Annotated in this window: 11 protein-coding genes and 6 pseudogenes; 12 read left to right on the forward strand and 5 right to left on the reverse strand. The window is 70.2% G+C overall.

Going from position 1 to position 24,048, the window contains the following annotated elements; translation table 11 throughout:
- Nucleotides 1–78 precede the first annotated feature (78 nt).
- Nucleotides 79–6,059 (forward strand): annotated as a pseudogene (locus tag H0I39_RS02325) (alpha-2-macroglobulin family protein).
- 305 nt (nucleotides 6,060–6,364) lie between these two features.
- Here H0I39_RS02325 and H0I39_RS02330 read toward each other — a convergent pair.
- Nucleotides 6,365–6,970 carry a GAF domain-containing protein gene (locus H0I39_RS02330; RefSeq protein ID WP_180549440.1) on the reverse strand — a complete coding sequence of 202 codons (606 nt, stop codon included), beginning with the start codon at nucleotides 6,968–6,970 and terminating at the stop codon, nucleotides 6,365–6,367.
- A 164-nt stretch (nucleotides 6,971–7,134) separates the two neighbouring features.
- Between H0I39_RS02330 and pbpC the strand changes: the two are divergent.
- The 9 genes and pseudogenes from pbpC to gorA all read left to right on the forward strand — a co-directional run bounded on the left by pbpC (nucleotide 7,135) and on the right by gorA (nucleotide 15,941).
- Nucleotides 7,135–9,449, forward strand: a pseudogene (gene pbpC / locus H0I39_RS21405) (penicillin-binding protein 1C).
- Nucleotides 9,450–9,703: 254 nt separating this feature from the next.
- Nucleotides 9,704–9,847: a hypothetical protein gene (locus H0I39_RS02345; RefSeq protein ID WP_180549441.1), complete on the forward strand. Its 144-nt coding sequence runs from the start codon at nucleotides 9,704–9,706 to the stop codon at nucleotides 9,845–9,847.
- A gap of 20 nt (nucleotides 9,848–9,867) precedes the next feature.
- On the forward strand, nucleotides 9,868–10,989 hold the full coding sequence (locus tag H0I39_RS02350) for a hypothetical protein (RefSeq protein ID WP_180549442.1): 1,122 nt from the start codon (nucleotides 9,868–9,870) through the stop codon (nucleotides 10,987–10,989).
- A 198-nt stretch (nucleotides 10,990–11,187) separates the two neighbouring features.
- Nucleotides 11,188–12,231, forward strand: coding sequence for a TonB-dependent receptor (locus H0I39_RS02355; protein ID WP_180549443.1), 1,044 nt, complete (start codon nucleotides 11,188–11,190; stop codon nucleotides 12,229–12,231).
- An 81-nt stretch (nucleotides 12,232–12,312) separates the two neighbouring features.
- Nucleotides 12,313–13,262 (forward strand): annotated as a pseudogene (locus tag H0I39_RS23860) (metal ABC transporter substrate-binding protein).
- The gene (locus tag H0I39_RS02365; RefSeq protein WP_257645574.1) at nucleotides 13,259–13,771 is read left to right on the forward strand and encodes a metal ABC transporter permease; all 513 of its coding nucleotides are present in this window, start codon (nucleotides 13,259–13,261) and stop codon (nucleotides 13,769–13,771) included. Before H0I39_RS23860 ends, H0I39_RS02365 begins: the two are co-directional and overlap by 4 nt.
- On the forward strand, nucleotides 13,705–14,019 hold the full coding sequence (locus H0I39_RS21420) for a metal ABC transporter permease (protein ID WP_308645743.1): 315 nt from the start codon (nucleotides 13,705–13,707) through the stop codon (nucleotides 14,017–14,019). The genes H0I39_RS02365 and H0I39_RS21420 overlap by 67 nt, the downstream gene beginning before the upstream one ends.
- A gap of 60 nt (nucleotides 14,020–14,079) precedes the next feature.
- On the forward strand, nucleotides 14,080–14,520 hold the full coding sequence (locus H0I39_RS02370) for a Fur family transcriptional regulator (protein WP_180549444.1): 441 nt from the start codon (nucleotides 14,080–14,082) through the stop codon (nucleotides 14,518–14,520).
- Between the two features lie 28 nt (nucleotides 14,521–14,548).
- A pseudogene (gorA, locus tag H0I39_RS02375) lies at nucleotides 14,549–15,941 on the forward strand (glutathione-disulfide reductase).
- A gap of 121 nt (nucleotides 15,942–16,062) precedes the next feature.
- On the opposite strand, the gene H0I39_RS02380 reads toward gorA, so the two are convergent.
- Nucleotides 16,063–16,680: a DedA family protein gene (locus H0I39_RS02380; RefSeq protein ID WP_180549445.1), complete on the reverse strand. Its 618-nt coding sequence runs from the start codon at nucleotides 16,678–16,680 to the stop codon at nucleotides 16,063–16,065.
- A gap of 226 nt (nucleotides 16,681–16,906) precedes the next feature.
- On the opposite strand from H0I39_RS02380, the gene H0I39_RS02385 reads away from it, so the two are divergent.
- Both H0I39_RS02385 and H0I39_RS02390 read left to right on the forward strand, forming a co-directional pair.
- The gene (locus H0I39_RS02385) at nucleotides 16,907–18,070 is read left to right on the forward strand and encodes an alpha-hydroxy acid oxidase (RefSeq protein ID WP_180549446.1); all 1,164 of its coding nucleotides are present in this window, start codon (nucleotides 16,907–16,909) and stop codon (nucleotides 18,068–18,070) included.
- Nucleotides 18,071–19,096: 1,026 nt separating this feature from the next.
- On the forward strand, nucleotides 19,097–19,903 hold the full coding sequence (locus H0I39_RS02390; protein WP_257645576.1) for a DUF4198 domain-containing protein: 807 nt from the start codon (nucleotides 19,097–19,099) through the stop codon (nucleotides 19,901–19,903).
- Between the two features lie 4 nt (nucleotides 19,904–19,907).
- On the opposite strand, the gene H0I39_RS02395 is transcribed toward H0I39_RS02390, so the two are convergent.
- The 3 genes and pseudogenes from H0I39_RS02395 to H0I39_RS24560 all read right to left on the reverse strand — a co-directional run.
- Nucleotides 19,908–20,321: a methyltransferase family protein gene (locus tag H0I39_RS02395; protein WP_180551654.1), complete on the reverse strand. Its 414-nt coding sequence runs from the start codon at nucleotides 20,319–20,321 to the stop codon at nucleotides 19,908–19,910.
- Between the two features lie 325 nt (nucleotides 20,322–20,646).
- Nucleotides 20,647–22,330, reverse strand: a pseudogene (locus H0I39_RS24555) (DUF349 domain-containing protein); the annotation flags it as partial.
- A 279-nt stretch (nucleotides 22,331–22,609) separates the two neighbouring features.
- A pseudogene (locus H0I39_RS24560) lies at nucleotides 22,610–23,729 on the reverse strand (DUF349 domain-containing protein); the annotation flags it as partial.
- Nucleotides 23,730–24,048 lie beyond the last annotated feature (319 nt).

Raw genomic sequence — 24,048 nt, forward strand, 5'->3', positions numbered from 1 at the left:
GTCAAGCGGCCTGACGCAGCGGGCTGCTACGCTATCCACCCACTTTGGCGCCACACGGCGCCGCCGACCGGATCGCCCATGCCTTTCACCGTTTCCGCACCGCGCCGCCTGCGGCGGGTTCTCCGCTCCCTCGTCTGGCTGGCCGGCGCCGCCGCCGCCAGCGCCCAGGCCCTCACCATCACCGCGCTCAGCCCGCAGGGCGAGGTGGCGCAGGTGCGGCAGATCACGGCCCGCTTCAGCGCCAACGCCATCCACTTCGGCGACCCGCGGGCGCCGGCGCCGCTCACTGTGTCGTGCGACGATGCCGCCGCCTCGCGCGGTGAGGGCCGCTGGACCAGCGCGCGCGAGTGGGTGTACGACTTCGCCGCCGACCTGCCGCCCGGCGTACGCTGCCGCATCGACCCGGTTTCGGGATTCAAATCGGCCACTGGCGAGCTGCTGACGGGCGCCAGCAGCTATCAATTTCATACCGGCGGCCCGTTCGTGCAGCACATCCGGCCCGACACGTCGCAGCCCATCGAGGAGGAACAGGCCTTCGTGCTGCAGCTCAACGGCGCGGCCACGCCCCAGAGCCTGCAGGCCAGCGTGTGGTGCGCCGTCGACGGCCTGGGCGAGCGCGTGCCGATCCAGCCGCTCGACGGCGAGGCGCGGGCGGCGCTGCTCAAGGCCCTGCATCTGGACCGGGAGGCCGCGCAGGCGCCGCAGCGCTTTGCCACCTTCAGCTGCAACCGGCGCCTGACGCCCGCCAGCCGCGTGCAGGTGGTGTTCGGCAAGGGTGTGGCCACGCCCAGCGGCGTGCTGAACAACGTGGAGCGGCGCTTTGCCTTCACCGTGCGCGAGCCCTTCACCGCCAGCATGGGCTGCGAGCGCGAGAACGCCCAGGCCGCCTGCATGCCGATCCGCCCGATCACGCTCCAGTTCAGCGCCCCGGTGCCGCGCCGACTGGCGGAGCAGATGCGCCTGCGCTCGGACCGCGCCGAGCATGCGCCGGTGATCGAGGACGGCCTGGAGGCCGACGCGCTGCTGGAGCACGTGGCGTTCCCGGCGCCCCTGCCCGAGCGCAGCGGCTTCACGCTCAGCCTGCCGCCCGATTTGAAGGACGCCAGCGGCCGCCCGCTGGCCAACGCCGCCAGCTTTCCGCTGAAGGTGGCCACCGGGCCGATGCCGCCGCTGGCCAAGTTCGCCGCCGCGCCCTTCGGCATCGTCGAGCGCTTTGCCGAGGGCCCGGACGGGCCGGCGCTGCTGCCCGTCACGCTGCGCTATGTCGAGCCGAACCTGAAGGCGCAGATCAGCCAGCTGCAGCCGCAGAGCGACGCCGAGATCATTGCCTGGTTCCACCGCGTGCAGCGCTATGACGAGTGGATGGTGCCGCGCACGCAGGCCGCCAAGGACGTGCGCCAGAAGCTGCTGCCGCCGGTGAACGAGCAGACGAAGGACATGGTCGAGTCGCGCACCATCTCGCTGCTGGGCGGCCAGCAAGGCGTGAAGACCATCGACCTGCCGCCCCCGCCCAACCAGGGCGGCGGCGCGGCCGAGCGGCCGTTCGAGGTGGTCGGCATTCCGCTCACGCCCGGCTTTCATGTGCTGGAACTGGCGTCACCACGGCTCGGCCAGTCGCTGCTCGACGCCCAGTACGGCGCCAGCCGCAGCATGGTGGTGCGCACCTCGGCGCTGGTCACCAACCTGGGTGTGCACTTCAAGCTGGGGCGCGAGAACGCCCTGGCCTGGGTCACCACGCTCGACAAGGGCCAGCCGGTGGCCGGCGCCACGGTGCGCGTGTCGGACTGCCGCGGCAAGGAAGTGGCCCACGCCACCACCGACGCGCAGGGCATCGCCCGCTTCAAGGGCGTTTCGCCGCAGGCGCCGCGCTGCGAGGACGACAGCTTCTACAGCGACACGCAGCAGGCCTACTTCGTCAGCGCGCGGGCGCAGAACAACGGCGTGGCCGACCTGGCCTTCACCTGGACGTCGTGGCAGAAGGGCATCGAGCCCTGGCGCTTCAACGTGCCCACCAACCTGGAGTCGCAGCCCGACACGCGCGCCCACACCGTGTTCGACCGCACGCTGCTGCGCGCCGGCGAAACGGTGTCGATGAAGCACCTGCTGCGCACCGAGACCGGCAGCGGCTTCGGCCTGCCCCAGGCCAACCCGGACACGCTGGTCATCACCCACGTGGGCAGCGGGCAGGAATACACCCAGCCCTTGCACTGGCGCAACACCGCCACCGGCGGACGCAGCGCCGAATCCAGCTTTGCCATTCCACCCTCGGCGCGGCTGGGCGTGTACCAGGTGGCGCTGCACGGGGCCGAGCCGTCGGGCGATGAAGGCCAACGCTTCTACGAATCGGGCCAGTTCCGCGTGGAGGAATTCCGCCTGCCGGTGCTGCAGGGCCAGGTCGGCCCTGAAGGCAAGGAGGCCCTGATAGGCGCCACCAGCGTGCCAGTGCAGGTGCAGGTGAACTACGTGTCGGGCGGGCCGGCCAGTGGCCTGCCGGTGCGCGTGTCGGCGCTCACGCGCGAGAAGTGGCTGCGCTTTGCCGACTACGAGGACTTCAGCTTTGCCGCGCCGCGCGGTGCGCGCCAGGGCGGCGACAGCGGCGAGGAAGAAGCCACGTCCACCCAGGACCAGCGCGTGGTGGCCGACAAGCTGGCCGCCACGCTGGACAAGAACGGCACCGCCAAGCTGACGATTGCCGACCTGAAGCCGTCGCCGCGCCCGCAGGACCTGCTGATCGAGACCAGCTTTGCCGACCCGAACGGCGAAATCCAGACCCTGCGCGGCACCACCACGCTGTGGCCGGCGGGCGTCATCCCCGGCATCAAGACCGAGGGCTGGGTCTCGGCCAGCCAGTCCGTGAAGCTGCAGGCCCTGGCGCTGAACCTGACCGGCCAGCCGCAGGCCGGCGTGCCGCTGGACGTGAAGGCCGTCGCCCGCATCACCACCACCAGCCGCAAGCGCATGGTGGGCGGCTTCTACACCTACGACAACCGCACCGAAACGCGCGACCTGGGCACCGTGTGCACCGGCACCAGCGACGCGCGCGGCATGGTCAGCTGCGACGTGAAGCTGACGCAGCCCGGCGAGATCGAACTGATCGTGACCGCGCGCGATGCGCAGGCCCGCCAGGTGCAGGCCGCCGGCTCGGTGTGGGTGACCAGGCAGGGCGAGCTGTGGTTTGGCGGCGAGAACCATGACCGCATGGACGTGCTGGCCGAAAAGAAGCTCTACCAGCCCGGCGAGACGGCGAAGTTCCAGGTGCGCATGCCCTTCCGCTACGCCACGGCGCTGGTGGCGGTGGAGCGCGAGGGCATCGTGCACACGCAGGTGGTGGAACTGCGCGGCGACGATCCGACGATTGCGCTCAAAGTGGACGAAGCCTGGGGCCCCAACGCCTACGTCAGCGTGCTGGCCCTGCGCGGGCGCCTGCGCGAGGTGCCGTGGTACAGCTTCTTCACCTGGGGCTACAAGGCGCCGCGCGAATGGTGGCGCGCTTTCCGGGAAGACAGCAAGGACTACGTGGCCGCCACGCCGCTGGTGGACTTGAGCAAGCCTGCCTTCCGCCTCGGCATGGCCGAGATCCGCATCGCCAGCCAGGCGCACGCGCTGGCGGTGGATGTGAAGGCCGACAAGGAGAGCTACCCGGTGCGTGGCAAGGCGCAGGTCACCATCGCCGTCAAGCGCCCCGACGGCCAGCCCGCCGCCAATGCCGAGGTGGCGCTGGCCGCCGTCGACCAGGCGCTGCTGGAGCTGATGCCCAACGGCAGCTGGAAGCTGCTGGACGCCATGCTGCAGCGCCGCGCCTGGGGCGTGGAAACGTCGACCGCGCAGATGGAGATCGTCGGCCGCCGCCACTACGGCCGCAAGGCCGTGCCCACCGGCGGCGACGGCGGCCGTGGCAGCCCCACGCGCGAGCTGCTCGACACGCTGCTGCTGTGGAATCCGCGCGTGCAGCTGGATGCGCAGGGCCAGGCCAGGATCGAGGTGCCGCTGAACGACGCGCTCACCACCTTCCAGATCGTGGGCGTGGCCGACATGGGCACGGGCCTGTTCGGCACCGGGCAGACGGCCATCCGCGCCACGCAGGATTTGCAGATCATCAGCGGCCTGCCGCCGCTGGTGCGCGAGGGCGACCAGTTCCGCGCCATGCTCACGCTGCGCAACACCACCCAGAAGCCGATGAAGGTGGCACTGACGCCGCGCGCCACCCTGCTGGAACTGAAGCCCCAGACGCTCGACATTCCCGCCGGCGAGGCGCGCGAGGCGCACTGGGACGTCACTGCCCCGCCGCAGCTGGCGCACACCCGCGCCGAGGCGCTGATGTGGGAGATCGAGGCGCATGACACCGCCAGCGGCGCGCGCGATGCGCTGAAGGTGAGCCAGCGCATCATCCCGGCCGTGCCGCTGAAGGTGCAGCAGGCCACGCTGGTGCAGCTGGACCAGCCCTACACGCTGGCCGTGGCGCCCCGGCCGATGCCCTGCCCGCCTCGGGCGACAAGCGCGGCGGCCTGCAGATTGCGCTGCAGCCCCGGCTGGCCGAGGGCCTGCCCGGCGTGCGCGACTGGTTCGCGCGCTACCCCTACAGCTGCCTGGAGCAGACGGTGAGCAAGTCCATCGGCCTGCGCGACGAGCAGCTGTGGCAACAGACCGTGGCGCGCCTGCCGGCCTATCTGGACAGCGACGGCCTGGCCTACTACTTCCCGCCGCAGGGCGCCGACGCCGCGCGCGGCAGCGACAGCCTGACGGCCTGGCTGCTGGCCGCCACGCACGAGGCCGGCCAGCTGCGCAAGGCCTTCACCCTGCCCGATGCCATGCGCGCGCAGATGATTGCCGGCCTGACGGCCTTTGTCGAAGGCCGCATCGAGCGCCGCCACTGGTCGCCGCGCGAAGACCTGGACGTGCGCAAGCTCGCCGCCATCGAGGCGCTGTCGCGCCACGGCGCAGCCCGGCCAGCCATGCTGAGCAGCCTGACCATCGCCCCCAACCAGTGGCCGACCAGCGCGGTGATCGACTGGATCAACGTGCTGAAACGGCTGCAGGGCATACCCAATCAGCGCGAGCAGCTATCACAAGCAGAGCAAATCCTGCGCGCACGGCTGTCCGCGCAGGGCACGCGCCTGGCCTTCAGCACCGAGGCCGACGACCACTGGTGGTGGCTGATGGCCGGCGGCGACGTGAACGCCGCACGCCTGCTGCTGACGGTGATGAACGACCCGGCCTGGAAGGACGACCTGGGCCGCCTGGTGGCCGGCTTCATCGGCCGCCAGCAGCACGGCGCCTGGGCCACCACCACCGCCAACCTGTGGGGCGGGCTGGCGCTGGAGCAGTTCTCGAAGGCGCACGAAAGCACGCCCGTGGCCGGCTTCACCCTGGCCCGGCTGGGCGCGGCCAGCAACGCGGTGGACTGGGCCAAGGTCACGCGCCTGAAGGCCAGCGACCCGCAGGGCGCCACGCACGCCGCCAGCGCCTTCGGTGCGCCGGCCGCACCGGGCATGCTGACCAACAACACGCTGCTGCTGCCCTGGGGTGCCGGCCCGGCGACGCTGAGCGTGACCCACGAAGGCAGCGGCAAGCCCTGGCTGACGGTGCAGTCGCTGGCCGCCGTCGAGCTGAAGGCGCCCTTCGCCGCCGGCTACCAGATCAAAAAGACCATCACCCCCGTCGAGCAGGCCGACAGGAAGCTGCCCGCCGGCCAGTACAGCCGCGGCGACATCCTGCGCGTGACGCTCGACATCACCGCCGCCAGCGACATGACCTGGGTGGCCGTGACCGATCCCGTGCCCACCGGCGCCACCATCCTCGGCAGCGGCCTGGGGCGCGATTCGGCCATCGCCACGTTGGGCGAGAAGCTGGGCCGCACCACCCTGCCGATCTTCGAGGAGCGCAGCTTCGAGGCCTTCCGCGCCTATTACGAACACCTGCCCAAGGGCACGGTCAAGGTCGAATACACGCTGCGGCTGAACAACGCCGGCAGCTTCCAACTGCCGCCGAGCCGGGTGGAGGCGCTGTACGCGCCGGAGATGTTTGGCGAGGCACCGAATGCGCGGGTGACCGTGCGCTGATGCCGGCCGCCTGCGCCACGGGCTTCATACTCCCCACCATGCAAGCCTGTAGCGCCCGACAGACAAGCGCTGGAGACCTATACTCCCATGATTTACTGAAAGCGTGCACTGACGGCAGCGCCCGCTGCGATGACGAAACGACCTCGCTGCGCTTCGATGACGGCGGCTGCACCGCCATGACGCCAGCCAGGTGCGAGGCATTCCGCACATCACTGACGTCATTTCGTCATTTCGTCATCACGCCGCGCAGCGGCGAAGTCATGGCGTCATCCGTCAGAAGCCAACGCTTGGCACGCGAAACGGTATCAACGGTGGCGCGCCCGCGCCTCCAGCAGCAGCGCGGTCTGCCGCGCCAGCAGCTCCAGCGTGCGCAGCTGCACCGGCGACAGCTCGCGCGGTTCGTAATCGGCCACGCTCACCGTGCCCACCGCCACCCCTTGCGATGTGATCAGCGGCGCGCCGGCGTAGAACCGCAGGCCCGGCAGCGCCGCGAACACCGGGTAGCCCGCAAAGCGCGCGTCGCTGCCCACCTCGTCCAGCACCGTGACCTCCGGGCCCTGGTCGATCACCAGCCGGCACGGCGAGCGCGCCGCGGGCGTGGTCTCGACATTGAAGCCGGCGCAGGCCTTGAACCACAGGGTGTCGCCGTCCAGCAGCGCAATGGCCGCCAGCGGCACCTGGCAGATGCGCGTGGCGGTGTCGACCACGTACTGGTAGGCGGCATCGCCGCGCGCCTGCAGCGCGGCCAGGCGGCGCAGCTCGGAGGCGCGCAGGCTGGCCACCTCGTCGCGCAGCGGCGGCGCGGGCATGGGCGCGGTGGGCGCCCACACCAGCGGCTCGGCCAGGGTGTCGAAGCCGGTTTCGGCCTCGGCGGCGGTCTCGCCAACCCGTGGCGCGCCCGGTGCCACCACCTGTTTTCTGCTGAACCAGCGCCACATCGTGTTCGCCCGCCCTGTCTGTAACCGTTTGTTTTGTGGATTATTGCCCAGAAGTCCGCGCGGCGTCAGCCCCGGGTTGCGGCGGTGCGGTGCGCGCTGCCACCGGCGGGCCCACGGCCGCTGTCACAATGCGGGGCATGGTGTGGAAGGGCTTGCGCTGGCTGTGCGGCACGCTGCTGCTGGCGGCGGCCGCGCAGGCGCAAGCCATCCCCGGCTTCGACGCGGTGCGGGCCGACTTCCACCCGTCCGAGACCGTGCTGCTCGACCGCGCCGGCCAGCCCATCCACCGCCTGCGCACCGATGCCCGCGTGCGCCGCGGCCAGTGGGTGGCGCTGCAGGGCATCTCGCCCGCGCTGCGCCAGGCGCTGGTGCTGTCAGAGGACAAGCGCTTTTACGAACACAGCGGCGTCGACTGGCGCGCCGTCAGCAGCGCCGCCTGGGCCAACCTGTGGAACCAGCGCACGCGCGGCGCCAGCACGCTGACCATGCAGCTGGCCGGCCTGCTGGACGACGACCTGGCGCTGGGCACCGGCGGGCGCACCCTGCGCCAGAAGATCGGCCAGGCGGTGATGGCCACGCGGCTCGAGGCCGGTTGGCAGAAAAGCCAGATCCTCGAGGCCTACCTGAACCTGGTGCCCTTCCGCGGCGAGCTGGTGGGCATCGACGCGCTGTCGCGCACCCTGTTCGCCAAGGCGCCGCACGGCCTGCAGGACACCGAGGCCGCCATTGCCGCCGCCCTGGTGCGCGCGCCCAACGCCCGCCCCGCGCTGGTGGCGCAGCGCGCCTGCGGCGTGCTGAAGGCCATGCGCGGCCCCGGGCTGCCACCGACTGCGTGGCGCTCGACATGCAGACCGCCGTGGCGCTGGCGCGCCGCGCCTTCGCCGCCAGCGAGGGCATCGCGCCCCACGTGGCGCGCCGGATGGCCGCGGCGCAGGGGGCGACGCGCCCGCCACCCTGCCCAGCACGCTGGACGCCGGCCTGCAGCGCCTGGCGCAGCAGACGCTGCAGCAGCACATCCGCGAGCTGCACGGCCGCAACGTCGAGGACGGTGCCGTCGTCGTGCTCGACAACGCCAGCGGCGAGGTGCTGGCCTGGGTCGGCTCCACGGGCGAGTTGAGCCGCGCCGCCGAGGTCGACGGCGTGACCGCGCCGCGCCAGCCCGGCAGCACGCTCAAGCCCTTCCTGTACGCGCAGGCCATCGCCGAGCGGCGCCTGACGGCCGCCTCGCTGCTGCACGATTCGCCCGCGCACCTGCAGACGGCCAGCGGCCTGTACATCCCGCAGAACTACGACCGCCAGTTCAAGGGCTGGGTGTCGGCGCGCACCGCGCTGGCCGCCTCGCTCAACGTGCCGGCGGTGCGCACGCTGGTCATGGTCTCGCCCGAGCCGTTCGCGCGCCAGCTGGGCGCGCTGGGCATCGTGCTGAAGGAAGGCGGCGGCTACTACGGCTACAGCCTGGCGCTGGGCAGCGCCGAGGTGAACCTGCTGCAGTTGACCAACGCCTACCGCGCGCTGGCGAACCGGGGACAGTGGTGCGAGGCGCGTCTTCAACCCCGGCCCTGCTCCCTCGCCCCTCTGGGGAGAGGGCTGGGGTGAGGGGCGGGGCGGTGGCCAGGAAGCCGCGCCACCCTCTCCCGCCAGCGGGAGAGGGCGTGAAAGCGGCTGCCGCCCTGCCCTCGACCCCGCCGCCGCCTTCATCGTCACCGACATACTGGCCGACCCCAACGCCCGCGCCCGCACCTTCGGCACCGATTCCATCCTGTCCACCCGCTTCTGGACGGCGGTGAAGACCGGCACCAGCAAGGACATGCGCGACAACTGGGCCGTGGGTTTTTCCGAGCGCTACACCATTGGCGTGTGGCTCGGCAACGCCAGCGGCGCCGCGATGTGGGACGTCAGCGGCACCAGCGGCGCCGCGCCGGTGTGGGCCGCGCTGATGCGCCACCTGCACGCGCGCACCCCATCGCGCCCGCCCGCGCCGCCGCCCGGCGTGCTGCGCCAGCGCGTGCGATTTGGCGACCAGCTTGAAGCAGCGCGCGACGAGTGGTTCCTGCCCGGCACCCAGCACGCCCTGTTCGCTATCGATTCAGAAGCTGCCAGCGCCCGCCCAGCAAGCGCTGGCGGCCAAAAGGCTTGAAATCCGAAGATGATCCCGCCGTGCCCCCGCATCACCGCCCCGCAGGACGGCATCATCCTCGCCCTCGACCCCGACATCCCGCCCGCCCGCCAGCGCCTGACCCTGCTGGCCGACGCCGGCGACGCCGCGCCGGCCAGCCTGCGCTGGTGGATCGGCGCGCGCGAAGTCGGCCGCGGCCCGCAGTCCCAGTGGCTGCCCTGGCCCGGCCGCCACGTGGTGCAGCTGCGCGACGCCGCCGGCCGCGTGCAGGACGAGCGCCGCATCGAGGTGCGCGGCGCGGCGGTGCGCCAAGGCACCGCCCGGTCGGTGCGCTGAAGCCCAGGTTGTCGTCGCGGGCCGGCCCGGCCACCGAACACGGCGCGCGCGCCATGCGATCACCCCTTGGCGTGATCGCGGCGCGCGGCAGCACGCCGAAGGCACGGGGCTCGCACCACAGTTCCATTCCGCTGCCCTCCAGCCCTTGAGCGTTTGCCCGAATCGCCCAGATTTCATCTGGATTTGATGAAGTTATGTTATTTCATTACATTCTTGGGTTCCGAGTTTTGAACACCATTCCCAGGAGCCTCCCCATGGACCGATTCGCCTTTCATCGCCGCGCCCTGCACCCCATTGCGCTGACCGCCCTGCTGGCCCTGGCGGCCTGCGGCGGCGGCGATGACGGCGGCGGTGGCCACACCCCGAGCGCATCGATTCCGCCGGTCTTCTGGCACTGACCGAAGCGGGCCAGCCCACGGTGCGCCTGCTCGACCTGGACAAGGCGGCGGTGACGCACAGCCTGAAAGTGGCCAACGCGCCCTCTGACATCGTCGCCAGCCCGGGCGGGCGCTATGCGCTGGCCGTGCAGCGTCTGCAGGACCAGGCCCAGGTCATCGATGGCGGCCTGTGGCAGGAAGACCACGGCGACCACCTGCACGATTACCGCGCAGAGCCCCGGCTGCTGACGGGCGCCTTGAGCGGCCCGCGCCCCACGCATTACGAGGTCAAGGACGGCACGGCCGCCCTGTTCATGGATGGCGTGGCCGACGCTCAGCGCCCGGCCGCCGTGCAGGTGCTGACCGAGGCCAGCCTGGCCAGGGTCGTGCCCGACAGCAGCTTCACCCTGCCCGCCGCCGTGCACGGCACGGCCGAACCGCGCGGCAGCGGCTTCATGCTGGTCAGCGCGCGCACCGACGACGCACCGGGCACGCTGCCCAACGCGGTCGATCTGTACCAGCGCGGCGCCGGTGGCTGGACGATGACCCAGCGCTTCGACGTACCGTGCCCCGATCTGCACGGCAGCTACTCCAACGCCAGCTACAGCGCGTTCGGCTGCTCGGACGGCGTGCTCGTCATCCAGCAGAACGGCAGCGCCTTCACGGCCAGCAAGATCGCCAACCCGCCGGCGCTGCCGGCTGGCGTGCGCATCGGCACCATAGCCGGCCACCCGAAAGAGGTGCGCTTCATCGGGCTGGCCGCGCCGGGCCATGTGTTCGAGATCGACCCCGCGCGCAGCGCCATCACGCCCATCACCTGGGCGGAAGGCCGCACGCGGCGCGCGCACGCGTTCGACCGCACCGGCCGCCACTTCGTGCTGCTCGACGACACCGGCGTCACCCACTGGCTCGACGCGCAGGCGCAGTGGCGCGTTGCCAAGACCTTGCCGGTGGTCGCCCAGATGCCGACCGCGGCACCCTTCCCGACGCTTCTCAGCAGCCGCGCGCGCGATACGCTGTTCGTCACCGACGTCACCGACGTCACCGACGTCGCCGCCAAGCAGATCGCCGTGATCGACAGCCAGAACATCGCCGTCACGCAGCGCATCGGTCTCGACTTCAGCCCCAACGGCCAGGCCTGGCTGGGCATTGCCGCACCATGAACCACGCTCCCCGCTTCGCCCTGCGCGCCGCCGCCACGCTGGCGGCCTTGACCGCCCTCGGCCCGCTGCCTGTCCATGCCCAGACGGCGGAGGCACCCGCCCGCCGCGTCCGCGCCGCCGCCCGCGAAGACCGCGGACGCTGCGGCCATACCCGCGGCCACAACCTCCTCCAGTTGGTTCGCACCTTCGCTCGGCGTCGTGCTCGACGTCGGCTACGGCAGCCAGGAACTGGCCCTGGGCGACCGCGACAAGGGCCTGCACCTGGGTGGCGCCGAGCTGACGCTGTCCTCGCCGCTCGGCCCGTGGCTCGAAGGCCGCATCACCGCCGCCGCGCACAGCCGCGACAAGAAGGTCGAGAAGCACTTCGAGGAAGTCTGGGTCGGCACCACCGCGCTGCCGGCCGGCCTGCAGCTGCGCGGCGGGCGCTTCATGTCGCAAGTGGGCTACCTGAACGAGCAGCACCCGCACGCCGACGACTTCGCCACGCGGCCGCTGCTGTACCGCGGTTTTCTGGGCGGGCACTACTTCGACGACGGCCTGCGCCTGAACTGGACGGCGCCGACCGATTTCTACTGGCGCACCGGCATCGAGGTCTTCAGCGGCAAGCAGCTCACGCGCGAAGTCGAGCGCAAGCCGCGACCCGGCGTGTGGACGCTGTCGACCAAGGTCGGCGGCGACGTCGGGCGCGAGCGCAGCTGGCAGCTGGGCCTGTCGTACCTGGGCAACCGGCGCGCGGCCTACGCGCACCATGACGACGATCACGGGGACGGCATGGCGCCCGGCCACGACCACAGCCACGAGGGCCATGCGCACGGCGCGCAGTTCGCCGGCAAGCACCTGTGGATGATTGATGGCGTGTGGAAATGGGCGCCCGATGGCAACAACCGCGCGCGGCAGCTGCGCCTGGCGTTCGAATTCGCGCGCCAGACCGGGCTGGGCGAGCACGCCGCGCGTGGCGCCCGCAACACGGCGGGTTATCTGGCCGCGGTGTACCGCTTCCACCCCGAGTGGGAAGCCGGCGTGCGCACCGACTGGCTGAGCGCCAACCTGCCGCATGGCGACCACTTTCACGCCGGCCGCCTGCGCGAGCACAGCCTGATGGTGGCCTGGAAGCCCTCGCATCAGCAGGCGCTGCGCCTGCAATACAGCCACCAGAACGGCGCGCGCGGCTTCGAGGCCAAGAAGGCCGTGTACCTGCAATACGTGATCAGTTTTGGAGCCCATGGTGCACATTCGTTCTGAACTTCGCCGCCGCGCGGTGACTTCAAAAAAATAGCTGCCTGCGACCGGCACACGTTATTTTCAGATACTTTCTGCTTGAAAATGGCGTGCACACTGCGCAAGCAGCTATTCAATTGGAAGCGCCTGGCTTTGACCGCATGCGCGGCGCTGCTGCCTTTCGCCGCGTCCGCCCAAGGCCAGGGCCTGCACGTGTTCGCCTGCGAACCCGAATGGGCGGCGCTGGTCAAGGCGCTGGCGCCGCAGGCGCAGGTGACCAGCGCCACCCACGCGCGGCAAGACCCGCACCACATCGAAGCGCGGCCGGCGCTGATCGCCGCGCTGCGGCGCGCGCAGCTGGCGGTGTGCACCGGCGCTTCGCTCGAAGTGGGCTGGCTGCCGATGCTGCAGCAGCGCGCCGGCAATGGCGCGGTGCGCGATGGCGCGCCCGGCATGTTCTACGCTGCCGACCAGGTCGAGCTGATCGACAAGCGCGCCAGCGTGGGCTTCAACGAGGGCGACGTGCACCCCGAGGGCAACCCGCACTTCCAGCTCGACCCCGCGCGCATGGCCGGCGTGGCCCAGGCGCTGGCCCTGCGGCTGGCCCAGATCGACCCACCGCAGGCCGCCGCCTACGCCAGCCGCCATGCCGCCTGGCAAGCCGACTGGCAGCAGAAGACCGCCCAATGGCAGCAGCGCGCCGCGCCCTGAAGGGCCAGCGCGTGGTCTGCCAGCACGCCACCTTTGCCTACCTGTGGCAGTGGCTGGGCATTCAGCAGGTGGCCGACATGGAACCCAAGCCCGGCGTGCCGCCCACGCCTTCGCACCTGCAGGCGGTGTTGACCCGCGTGCAGGCCGCACCGCCGGTGGCCGTAGTCCACACGCTGTACCAGGACCAGCAGCCGGCGCAATGGCTGGTGCGTCAGCTGGGCGAAGGCAAGACCACGCTGCTGGCGCTGCCCAGCACCGTGACCGACGACGGCGCCAGCGCCACGCTGGACGGCTGGATGGACTCGCTGATCGCCGCGCTGCTCAAGACCACGAACCCGCGATGAACGAGCTGGCCCTGCTGCTGCCGCCGCTGGCCGCCGGCCTGCTGGCGCTGGCCAGCCACGTGCCATTGGGCCGTCAGGTGCTGCGGCGCGGCATCGTGTTCATCGACCTGGCCATCGCGCAGGTGGCGGGCCTGGGCGTGCTGGCCGGCCAGCATCTGCTGCACGACGCGCCGGGTGCGCTGCTGCCCGTGGCTGCCGCCGTGGCCGCGCTGCTGGGCGCGGCGCTGGTGGCGTGGCTCGGCCGTGCCTGGCCCGAGCGGCAAGAGGCGCTGATCGGCCTGCTCTACGTCGGCGCGGCGTCGCTGGCGGTGCTGCTGGTCAGCGCCGACCCGCACGGCGCGCAGAAGCTGCACGGCCTGCTGTCGGGCGATGTGCTGTGGGCCAGCTGGCCGCGGCTGCTGCCGCTGGCGCTGGCCACCGCGGTCTTCTTGCTGGCGCTGGCGTGGCGGCCGGCGCTGCTGGCCAGCGGCTGGGCCTTTACGGCAGCTTTGCGCTGCTGGTCAGCCTGAGCCTGCCGCTGCTGGGGCTGTATCTGGTGTTCACCACGCTGATCGTGCCCGCGCTGGTGGCGCAGCGCTGGCCGCGCACGCCCGCACGGGCCGCCTTCGCCGTCGGGCTGGCGGGCTATGTGCTGGGGCTGCTGCTGTCGTGGCACGGCGACTGGCCGAGCGGCCCGGCGGTGGTGCTGGCGCTGATCGGCTGCGGCGCGGCAGCCATCGTCGCGGGCGGACGGGCAACACCGACGAGCGGCCGATAATGAGGCATGTGTCCCGCCGATTCAGCGCCTGCCTCTCCCGCCCGTCGAGCCAAGGCCGCCGTGGAGCAGCGGCTGGCCTCCGCCACCGAGCATTGCGCGGCACGCGGCGCGCAGCTCACGCCCCAGCGCGCCGAAGTGCTGGAGTTGCTGCTGCGCCGCGGCGGCCAGGCCAAGGCCTACGATCTGCAAGGCGACATGCAGGCGCGCCACGGCCGCATCGCGCCCACCACCGTCTACCGCGCGCTTGACTTTCTGCAAGAGCACCATCTGGTGCACAAGGTCGATGCCACCAACACCTTCGTGGTGTGCGACCACGCAGAACACGACCACCCCACCCTGCTGCTGATCTGCACCCGCTGCGGACGCGTCGAGGAGGTGCACGACGCCGACGCCCTGAAGCCGCTGCTGGCCATGGTCACGCAGCGTGACTTCGCGACCCAGGCCGTGGAAGTCAAGTGCATTTGCGCTGCGTGCGCGCCCACCGCAGCCTCGATGGATTGATGCTGCATCGCCCAACCGGATTTGAAAGATGAACCCTTCCTCCCACGACTTCGACCTCTTCGTCATCGGCGGCGGCTCGGGCGGCGTGCGCGCGGCGCGCATGGCGGCCACGCGCGGCGTGCGCGTGGGCATGGCCGAAAGCGGGCGCATGGGCGGCACCTGCGTCAACGTCGGCTGCATCCCCAAGAAGCTCTACAGCTACGGCGCGCACTATGCCGAGGCGTTCGAGGAGGCGCGCGGCTACGGCTGGCAGATGGCGCACGCGCCGGCCCTCGACTGGCAGGTGCTGAAGACCAACCGCGCCAAGGAGATCACGCGCCTGAACGGCATCTACGAAGGCCTGATGGTGAACGCCGGCGTGCAACGCCTGCAGGGGCACGGCCGCATCGTCGATGCGCACACCGTCGAGGTGACGGGCGACGACGGCCAGGCCACGCGCCACACGGCGCGCCACATCCTCATCGCCACCGGCGGCACGCCCTTCGTGCCCGCCATCGAAGGGCGCGAGCTGGCCGTCACCTCCGACGACATGTTCGACCTGCCCGTGTTCCCGCAGCGTCTGGTGGTGGTGGGCGGCGGCTACATCGGCTGCGAGATGGCCAGCATCTTCCACGGCCTGGGCGCGCAGACCACGCTGCTGTACCGCGGCGAGCAGATCCTGCGCGGCTTCGACGACGAGGTGCGTGCCTTTGCGGCCGACGAGCTGCGCAAGGCCGGCGTGGACGTGCGCGTGGGCTGTGACGTGGCGCGCATCGAGGCCGGCACTGGCGACACCCGCCGCGTGGTGCTGGCCAACGGCAGCGTGCTCGACGCCGACGTGGTGCTGTACGCCACTGGCCGCCGCCCCAACGCGGATGGCCTGGGCCTGTCCGACGTGGGCGTGCAGCAGGCCGACAACGGCAGCATCGTGGTGGACGAGCACTTCGCCACCAGCGTGCCCGGCATCTTCGCGCTGGGCGACGTGACCGGTGGCATGGAGCTGACGCCGGTGGCGCTGGCCGAGGCCATGGCGCTGGTCGACCACCTGTTCGGCACCGCGCCCGGCAAAGTCGCGCGCACCATGGATTACGACAACATCCCCACCGCCGTGTTCACGCACCCGCCCATCGGCACCGTGGGCCTTACCGAGGCGCAGGCGCGCGAGCGGTTCAGCGACATCCAGGTGTTCCGCAGCGACTTCAAGCCGCTCAAGCACGCTGTCGGGCCGCGGCGAGCGCACCCTGGTCAAGCTGATCGTCGATACGGCCAGCGACCGCGTGGTGGGCCTGCACATGGTGGGCGCCGACGCGGGCGAGATCGTGCAGGGCTTTGCCGTGGCGCTGAAGTGCGGCGCCACCAAGGCGCAGTTCGACGCCACCATCGGCATCCACCCCACCAGCGCGGAAGAGTTCGTGACGCTGCGCGAGGTCAGCCGCAAGTGAGTGGTTGCACGGGCCGCAGTATTGAATTGATAGCTGCCGGCGCTTGCCCTGCATTGTTTTCAAGCATAAATAGCTTGAAACCCTTTATGGACAAGCGCTGACAGCTATTGTTTTTGCTTGATCAGCAACAAGTCTCAGCCAGTGTCGTGGGAGCGGGCTTGCCCGCGATCAGGCGTGGGTTGCGACGAGGCGCCGCATCGCGGGCAAGCCCGCTCCCACACAGCGGATGCAGTCCGCGCGTCATCTGGGACTTCTTGGCGATCACGTGTTTTCGAGATGCCCGGTCAGGCCCCGGACGACTGCCCTGCACCCGCGCGTGCCCGATCCTGCGCCAGGCGTTGCCGCGCACGCCAGCCGCGCCAGCCGGCAAAGCCCAGCGCCAGCACCACCAGTGCGCCCAGCACCAGCCCTGCACCTCGTGCGCATCCTGCAGCAGGGCCTGCGCCGCGGCGCCGAACATCCAGCCCGCGCCGGCGGCCAGAAAGCCCCACAACGCGGCGCCGATCAGGTTGAACAGCAGAAAGCGCGGCCACGGCATGCTCGACATGCCCACCAGAATCGGCCCGGCCCAGCGCATGCCGTACATGAAGCGCATGCCGATCACCACCAGCATGCCCCAGCGCGCCAGCAGCCGGTTGAAGCGGCGCCGGTAGCGCAGCACCTTCGGCCAGCGCGCCAGCACCTGCTTGCCACGCCAGCGCCCCAGGCTGAACAGCAGGATGTCGCTGAACGCGCCCATGAAGGCTCCACCGCCATCACGGCCGGCAAATCCAGATGGCCCAGGCGCGCCGCAAAGCCGGCCAGGATGAGCAGGGTTTCCCCTCCACCAGGCCGCCGAGCACCACTGCCCAGTAGCCGTACTGCGTCACGAATTGCCAGAGACTGTCCATAAACCGCGCGAAATGCCTGCGGGCTGCATTCTGCCGGCTGTCGGCTACGATTCTCATCTCGAGGAGTTACAAACGATGACCGACCTGAGCAAGATCACCTGCATTGAAGACCTGCGCGTGCTGGCCAAGCGCCGCGTGCCGCGCATGTTCTACGACTACGCCGACAGCGGCAGCTGGACCGAGAGCACCTACCGCGCCAACCAGAGCGACTTCCAGAGCATCCTGTTCAAGCAGCGCGTCGCCATCAACATGGAAGGCCGCAGCACCGCCACCACCATGATCGGCGAGCCGGTGACGATGCCCGTGGCGCTGGCACCCACCGGCCTGACCGGCATGCAGCACGCCGACGGCGAGATTGCCGCCGCCCGCGCGGCCCGCCAGTTCGGCGTGCCCTTCACCCTCTCGACCATGAGCATCTGCTCCATCGAGGACGTGGCCGAGCACGCGGGCAAAGGCTTCTGGTTCCAGCTCTACGTGATGCGCGACCGCGACTTCATCGAGCGCCTGATCGACCGCGCCAAGGCCGCCGGCTGCGGCGCGCTGGTCATCACGCTGGATCTGCAGATCCTGGGACAGCGGCACAAGGACATCAAGAACGGCCTCTCCACCCCGCCCAAACCGACCATCGCCAACCTCATCAACCTGGCCACCAAGCCGCGTTGGGTAGCCGGCATGCTGGCCACGCCGCGCCGCAAGTTCGGCAACATCCACGGCCACGTGAAAGGCGTTACCGACATGAGCAACCTCGGCGCCTGGACGGCCGACCAGTTCGACCCGCGCCTGAACTGGGGCGACGTGGAATGGATCAAGCGGCGCTGGGGCGGCAAGATCATCATCAAGGGCATCATGGAGCCGGAGGACGCGCGCCTGGCCGTGGACAGCGGCGCCGATGCGCTCATCGTCAGCAACCACGGCGGCCGCCAGCTCGACGGCGCGCCGTCGGCCATCGCCGCCCTGCCGGCCATCGTCGATGCCGTGGGCAAGCAGATCGAAGTGCACATGGACAGCGGCATCCGCAGCGGCCAGGACGTGCTCAAGGCCTGGGCGCTGGGCGCACGCGGCACCTACATCGGCCGCGCCTTTCTGTGGGGTCTGGGCGCCGCGGGCGAAGCCGGCGTGACCAAGGCGCTGCAGATCATCCACAAGGAACTCGACACCACCATGGCCTTCTGCGGGCATACGCAGATCGGGAATGTGGACAAGGGGATTTTTCGGGCGGGGACGTATCCGGTGGGGTGACGCTGCCCAACCACTCATCACAGCCGATCGCCCTCAGCAACGACTGAGGCTATTTATCAACTTGGGAAGTTACATGAACCGGATTTTTTATCGCGCTCTCAGCGATCATCTTGACAGGCTGCTCCAGCTACCCATCGTTCCGGGATAAAAATCGATCGAATATTATTCAAATCGAAAGAGGCATGACTCGCCCACAAGTCATGCAGATTATGGGAACCAATTCTGTCAGCGGAATTGATGGCACCATTACCAACCCTTATAAAGAGAACTTATTCGTGATCACAATGGAATAGAGTACGAGGTTTTCTATTACTACACTGAAAAAGTTGGAAATAAGAGCCGGGAACAAGGAATGACCCCTGTCATCCTGAGAGACGGCAGAGTAGTCGGCATTGGCTGGCGATATCTTGGGTCGCCAGAATCTCATTCCAAAGAAGGTGAAACAACCATATCCATACCAAGAGTCAGCGGAAACCCGAGAAAACAACCAACCATCGTACCGAATGCCTACGGCCCTGGAGTCCACATGAATCAATATGGACAAGCAGTCACCTTAACGCCGGAAAGCGGTGGAGTTCAGGAGAACATCTCGAAATTAACCCGAATGCCTACGGACCTGGTATTCACATGGACCAATATGGCCGCCCTGTAAGAGAGAAAAGATGGCCCTAATTCCAATATCCACTGGGAAATTGGGGTCAGATTAACATTTCCATGTCCATCGACCGGCATCCACTCGAGGGGAAATTGAGGTCGGATGCACGACTGTCCGGCAATATTCTCAAATAGAGGGAAAATCGGGGTCAGAGAATAATCTTTGAACGGCGGACAGGAGCGTCTTCATCCCCCAGCTTGCCCAAGGGTAAATCGGGGTCAGAGAACAATTTTTGAACGGCGGACAGGAGCATCTTCAACCCCGGCTTGCCCAAGGGCCTACAAGCCCTGACTAGCCTAGCCATCGCGCCATCCCAGTCGTCTTTTTCTGGGTAGCACCTTGCCACCCTCCCCACCACGGACAAATCATTCATGCTTATTCGCCAACCCGCCCTTGCAGCACTGGCCCTTCTTGCCAGCCTGGCGGTACACGCCCATGTGCCCTTCCTCAAGCCCAGCCAGTTCAACATCGAGAACCCCCGGCTGCAGGTGGAATCGGCGTTCACGGAGTTTCCGTTCCAGGCCGATTTCGCGATGGATTCGCCCAACTTCTCGATCACCCAGCCCGATGGCACCGTCACGCCACTGAAGGCAAGCGCCCGCACCAAGGCCGCCGTGTACCTGGAGCCGGTAATCGGCGCGGCCGGCACCTACCGGGTGAGCACTGGCGTGCGCGTCGGCCCCAGGTACAAAGCGGTGGAGACGGCCGCCGGCAAGCTCTATTTCGCAGGCGACATGCAGCGCGTGAGCGGCGCGCCCACGTCCATGCAGTACTACAGCAGCGCCGATGTGTACCTGGCCAAGGGCGAACCCGCCTACGCGCCTCGCCCGAGCGAGCGCGGGGTCGAGATCATTCCCCTGTCGTCACCCAACCGCCTGGCCGTGGGCGCGCCCTTGCAACTGAAGGTGCTGCAAGACGGCAAGCCCGCCGCGCAGGCCCGCGTCGTGGTGGCGTATGACAACGAGCACTACAAGAAGCACCGCGTCGAGGACTTGTACGACGTGGAGAACGTGCGCACCAGCAGCCTGCGGACGAACGACGGCGGCCAGTTCTCCGTCACGCCGACGCAGGGCGGGCTGATGTACCTCTTCGTGACCCTGCACAGAAAGGTGCAGCCCGATCTGTGGGAGAGCCACAACGCCGGGCTGACGCTGGAGGTTGCGCCACCCGCGCCATGACGCGCTAGACCCAGCGCCGCACCCGCGCCGCGTAGCGGGCGTAGGCTTCGCCGAAGCGCTGGCGCAGCACGCGTTCCTCGGGCTTGATCTGCAGGGTGTCGAGCAGCACCACGAACAGCGGCAGGCCCAGCAGCGCGGCGGCGTTGCCCAGCCAGACGGCCCAGCCGACCAGCACCAGCCCCATGCCCAGGTACATGGGGTTGCGCGTGATGCGATAGATGCCGCCGGTGACCAGGGCGCTGGCCTTGTGGGGCGACAAAGGGTTGACGGTGGTGCGGGCGCGGTGGAACTGCCAGGCGCCGGCCAGCGCGATCAGGCCGCCGGCCAGCGCGATGCCGAGCGCGGCGCCCAGGCCGAAGGGCCAGGCGCCCTGCGGCCACAGCTGCGCGACGGGAAAGGCGCGGGCCAGCGCCCACATGAGCACGCCGATGGCCAGGTCGATGACCGGGGCGGGATCTTGTGCTCGTACCAGCGGGACATGGCGGGGATGGGTGCGGGTCAGCTCAGATGCTTCTGCATTGATAGCTGCTGGCGCTTGCTGGACAAGCGCTGGCGGTCTTTTTCATGCTGATTGGCGACCCGTTCCAGACTCCTTCCCCCGCTGGGGAAGGCCGGGATGGGGGCCTGGCTCGTTCGCCCGACAGGCTGTGGGGTGTGCATACGGGGCTGGCCCCGCCCTGCCCTCCCCCAGAGGGGAGGGAGCGAAATCAAAGTGCCACGCTCCCACAGGACACGGCACGCGCCTACTTGCGCATCAGCACCTTGAGCGCGTTCTGCAGGCGGCGCGCGGTGGCGTCGTCGTGGGCGGTGGCCAGCACCTTGCCGGCGTCCTGCGCCCAGGTTTCGGCGGGGGCGGGGTCGTTGCGGCGCGTGAGCAGTTGCAGTTGCAGCGCACGGCGGGCGTCGAGGTGCTCGGCGGGGGTGGGCACTTCGGCGGCCATTTCCAGGCGCAGCAGGGGCTCGGCGGCGCTGCCTTGCGGGGCGGACTGCAGGGCCTGAGCCCAGGCGCTGCGGGTGCCGCCAGTGACGCCGCGGCCCAGCTCCTGCGCGCTGGGCAACTGATCCGGCTGGCGCTGCTGCCAGGCACTGAGCAGTTGGGTGACGGTTTCGCCGTGCGCCTGCGCGGCCAGTTTCTTGAGCTGGGCCTGCGCGGCTTCGACGGCGTCGCGCTGGGCGCGGAAGGCGGCGTCGCCCAGGCGCGGGCCGCGGTCTTCGCGCGGCGGGCGGCCTTCGAAGCGGCCACCGCCGTCGCGGCGGTCACCGCGATCACCGAAGCGGCCGCCACGGTCGCCACCGGGGCCACCGCGGGCGTCGCGGCCACCGGGGCGGCCATCGCGGCGGTCGCCGAACTTGCCGCCACGGCCGGCGGGCGCGGCCTCGGCACGCCTGGCGCCAGGGCGGTCGTCGCCGCGCATGGCGATGAGGGGCTTGGCGGGCTTGGGCGCGGGGGCCGGTGCGGCGGCTTCGGGTGCGGCGCCCTCGCCTTCGGCCGGCGGCGCATCGGCAGCCGCTTCCGCAGGCGCAGGCGCTTCACTTTCAGAAGCTGCCGGCGCCCCATCGGCGGGCGCTGCAGCCACTTTTTCTTCAGAAGCGGCTGCAGGGGCTGCAGCCAGCTGGCCGCGCGTGGCGGCTTCGAGCTGGGCCATGGCGGCACGAATCTTCTGCGCATCGCCGCTGGCGTTGGCGGCTTCCAGCGCCTTGGCGGCCTCAAGCACGGCGCGGTCGTGCGCGCTCATGGCGGCCTGCTGGCGCTCGCGCTCGGCGCCCTTGCGGTTGAAGGCCTCGTCGATGGGCTTGCGGAAGGCGTCCCACAGGCGCTGCTCGTGCTTGCGGTCCAGCGGCACGGCCTGCGCCTCGGCCTGCCAGCGCTGCTGCAGGGCCTTGACGGCGTCGATGCGCAGTTGCGGCGCGGCGCCCAGCTGCTCGGCCTCGGCGATCAGGGCCTGGCGGCGCGCGGTGCTTTGCTTTGCGCGGCTTCCAGCGGCTGCGCGGCGGCATGGATGGCGGCCTTCCACTGCGGCTGCAGTTCGGCGAACTGCTTTTCAGACAGGTGGCCGGCGTTGCGCCAGCGGTCGCTGAACTGGTGGATCTGGCGGTTGAAGGCTTTCCAGTCGGCGCCCTCGCCGGCGCTGGCATGGGCTTCGCCCCAGGCCTTGACCTCTTCGATCAGCGCGCTGCGCTGGGCCTTGTGCTCGGCGGCTTCGGCGCGCACCTTGGTGAGCCACTCGTCCACGAACTTGTGGGCGGCGTTGCAGGCGCGGTCGAAGCGCTTCCACAGCGCGTGGTTGGGCGCGCCGCCCTGGTCGGCGGTTTTCCACTCGTCGCGCAGCTTGCGGATGGCGTCCTGCAGCTTGCGGCCGCCCATGGCGGGCACCAGCTCGTAGCCTTCTTCCAGCGCGGCGGTTTCAGTGCCTTTTGGCCTTCAGCGCCCGCCTGGTCTGCGCTGGCAGCTTCGGTTTCAGGAGCAGCCGGTGCTTCGGCGGCATCGACGGCCGCAGTCTCTGCGGGCTGGGACGGCTCGACCGCGGCCTCGGTACCGGCGGGCGCAGCGTCGGTCGATGGGGCATCGTTCTGGCCCTCAACGCCGGCCGGCTCTGCGCGGGCAGCTTCGGTTTCAGGAGCAACGGGCGCAACTTCAACCGCCTCGGCAGGTTCCGCCGCTTCGGCCTGGCGCGGCGCCGCGGCGCCCTTGATCTTGCGCTTGACCAGCAGCGCCTCGGCCTTGGCGACGAGTTGCTCGCGCAGCTTGTCGGCGCTCCAGCGCTGCCAGCCTTCCAGCTCGCCGGCGCTGACCAGCGCGGCGTGCACGCGCGCCTCCAGCGCGTCGTCGATCAGGCGGCCGTGGGTCTTGAGCGAGGCGCGCAGCGCGTTGGTGGCGCTGTGCATGTTCTTGGTGTGGCCGGCGGTGACGGCCTGCTCCAGCAGCATCACGCCGGCTTCGACGGCCTTCTGCGCGGCGGCGCGCTGCTCGGGGTCGACCTTGGGCTTGGCCGGCTTGTCGGCCGCCGGGGCGGCGGCGGGGGCTTCGCCACGGGCGGCGCGGATCTCGTCGGCCCACACGGGCACGGGCGGCAGCGGCGCGGCAGCGTCGGCGGCGGCGGCCACGGTTTGCGCCAGCGCGGCGCCGAAGGCGTCCCACACGGCCGTGAGCTGGCTTTGCGCGGCTTCGAGCTGCGGCGGGTAGCGCACGTCCACGCTCAGCCACTGCGGGTCGGCCAGCAGCAGGCGGGCCTGGGCGCGCCATTGCTCGACATCGGCCTGCAGGCCCGGCTGCTGCGCCTGCGCGTCCTGCCAGGGCTTGGTGGACAGCAGCTCGATGCGCTGCGCCAGCAGGGCGGCGGCCTCGCGCTGCACCATCACGCGCTGCTGCACGTCTTCCACCTTCTTGATGCGGTCGACCAGCTCGGCGCGCAGGCTGGACAGCGGCTCGCGCGACAGCGGCGCGCCGGCCTTGGCAGCGTCGCGCTGCCAAGCCAGGGCGTCGGCGATGTTCAGACGCGCGGCCTGCAGCAGCGCCAGCGCCTTGCTCTCCCATTCGGCGGCCACGGCCTCCTGGCCCTTGGCGCGGCGCAGTTCGTCGAGCTTTTCGCGCAGCGCCTGGCGGCGCCCTTGTCCTGGACGAGAGTTCCTTGAACACCTCCTGCATCTGCTCGGGCGCCGGCTCGGTGGCCAGCCACTCGCGCACGCGCTGGGCGCGCTCGCCCGAGGTGGCGGCCGAGAACACGCCGCCCGTGAGGGCATCGAGCGGGTGCGCCTCAGGCGCCTTGGGGGCGGCGGCCTCGGGCTCGGGCTGCTGGTCTTTGTTGTCGCGGGAGAAAGGGAACATGCTGTGGATTGGAAAACGTCGGTGCAGGCACCATGCCCGCGGGAACTGTGTATTTTCGCCTCTAAATGGGCGCGGGGCTGGCGGCGCGCGCCCTGAGCGGCTTTCGGGTGCGGCGCGCTCAGCGCGTGGCCAGGGTCAGCTCGGCCCGCGGCGACCAGGCCTTGGCCGCGCCCGCCGCATCGCTGGCGGCACTGGCCGGGGCGCTGGCCGCCGTGGCAGCGGTCGTGGCACCGGCGCGCGGCGCACCCAGAAACAGGCGCTCGGCCGGCAGTTGCTTGCTGGCCAGATAGTCCTTCACGGCCGCGCCGCGCTGCCGCCA

This window comes from Ottowia beijingensis (assembly GCF_013423955.1).
Classification (GTDB): domain Bacteria; phylum Pseudomonadota; class Gammaproteobacteria; order Burkholderiales; family Burkholderiaceae_C; genus Ottowia; species Ottowia beijingensis.

Bases quoted from the DNA above. Each gene is read 5' to 3' on its own strand.
- H0I39_RS02345 (WP_180549441.1), top strand. From the start codon at position 9,704: ATGGACCGATTCGCCTTTCATCGCCGCGCCCTGCACCCCATTGCGCTG.
- H0I39_RS02365 (WP_257645574.1), top strand. From the start codon at position 13,259: ATGAACGAGCTGGCCCTGCTGCTGCCGCCGCTGGCCGCCGGCCTGCTG.
- H0I39_RS02380 (WP_180549445.1), bottom strand. From the start codon at position 16,680: ATGGGCGCGTTCAGCGACATCCTGCTGTTCAGCCTGGGGCGCTGGCGT.
- H0I39_RS02385 (WP_180549446.1), top strand. From the start codon at position 16,907: ATGACCGACCTGAGCAAGATCACCTGCATTGAAGACCTGCGCGTGCTG.
- H0I39_RS02390 (WP_257645576.1), top strand. From the start codon at position 19,097: ATGCTTATTCGCCAACCCGCCCTTGCAGCACTGGCCCTTCTTGCCAGC.
- H0I39_RS02395 (WP_180551654.1), bottom strand. From the start codon at position 20,321: ATGTGGGCGCTGGCCCGCGCCTTTCCCGTCGCGCAGCTGTGGCCGCAG.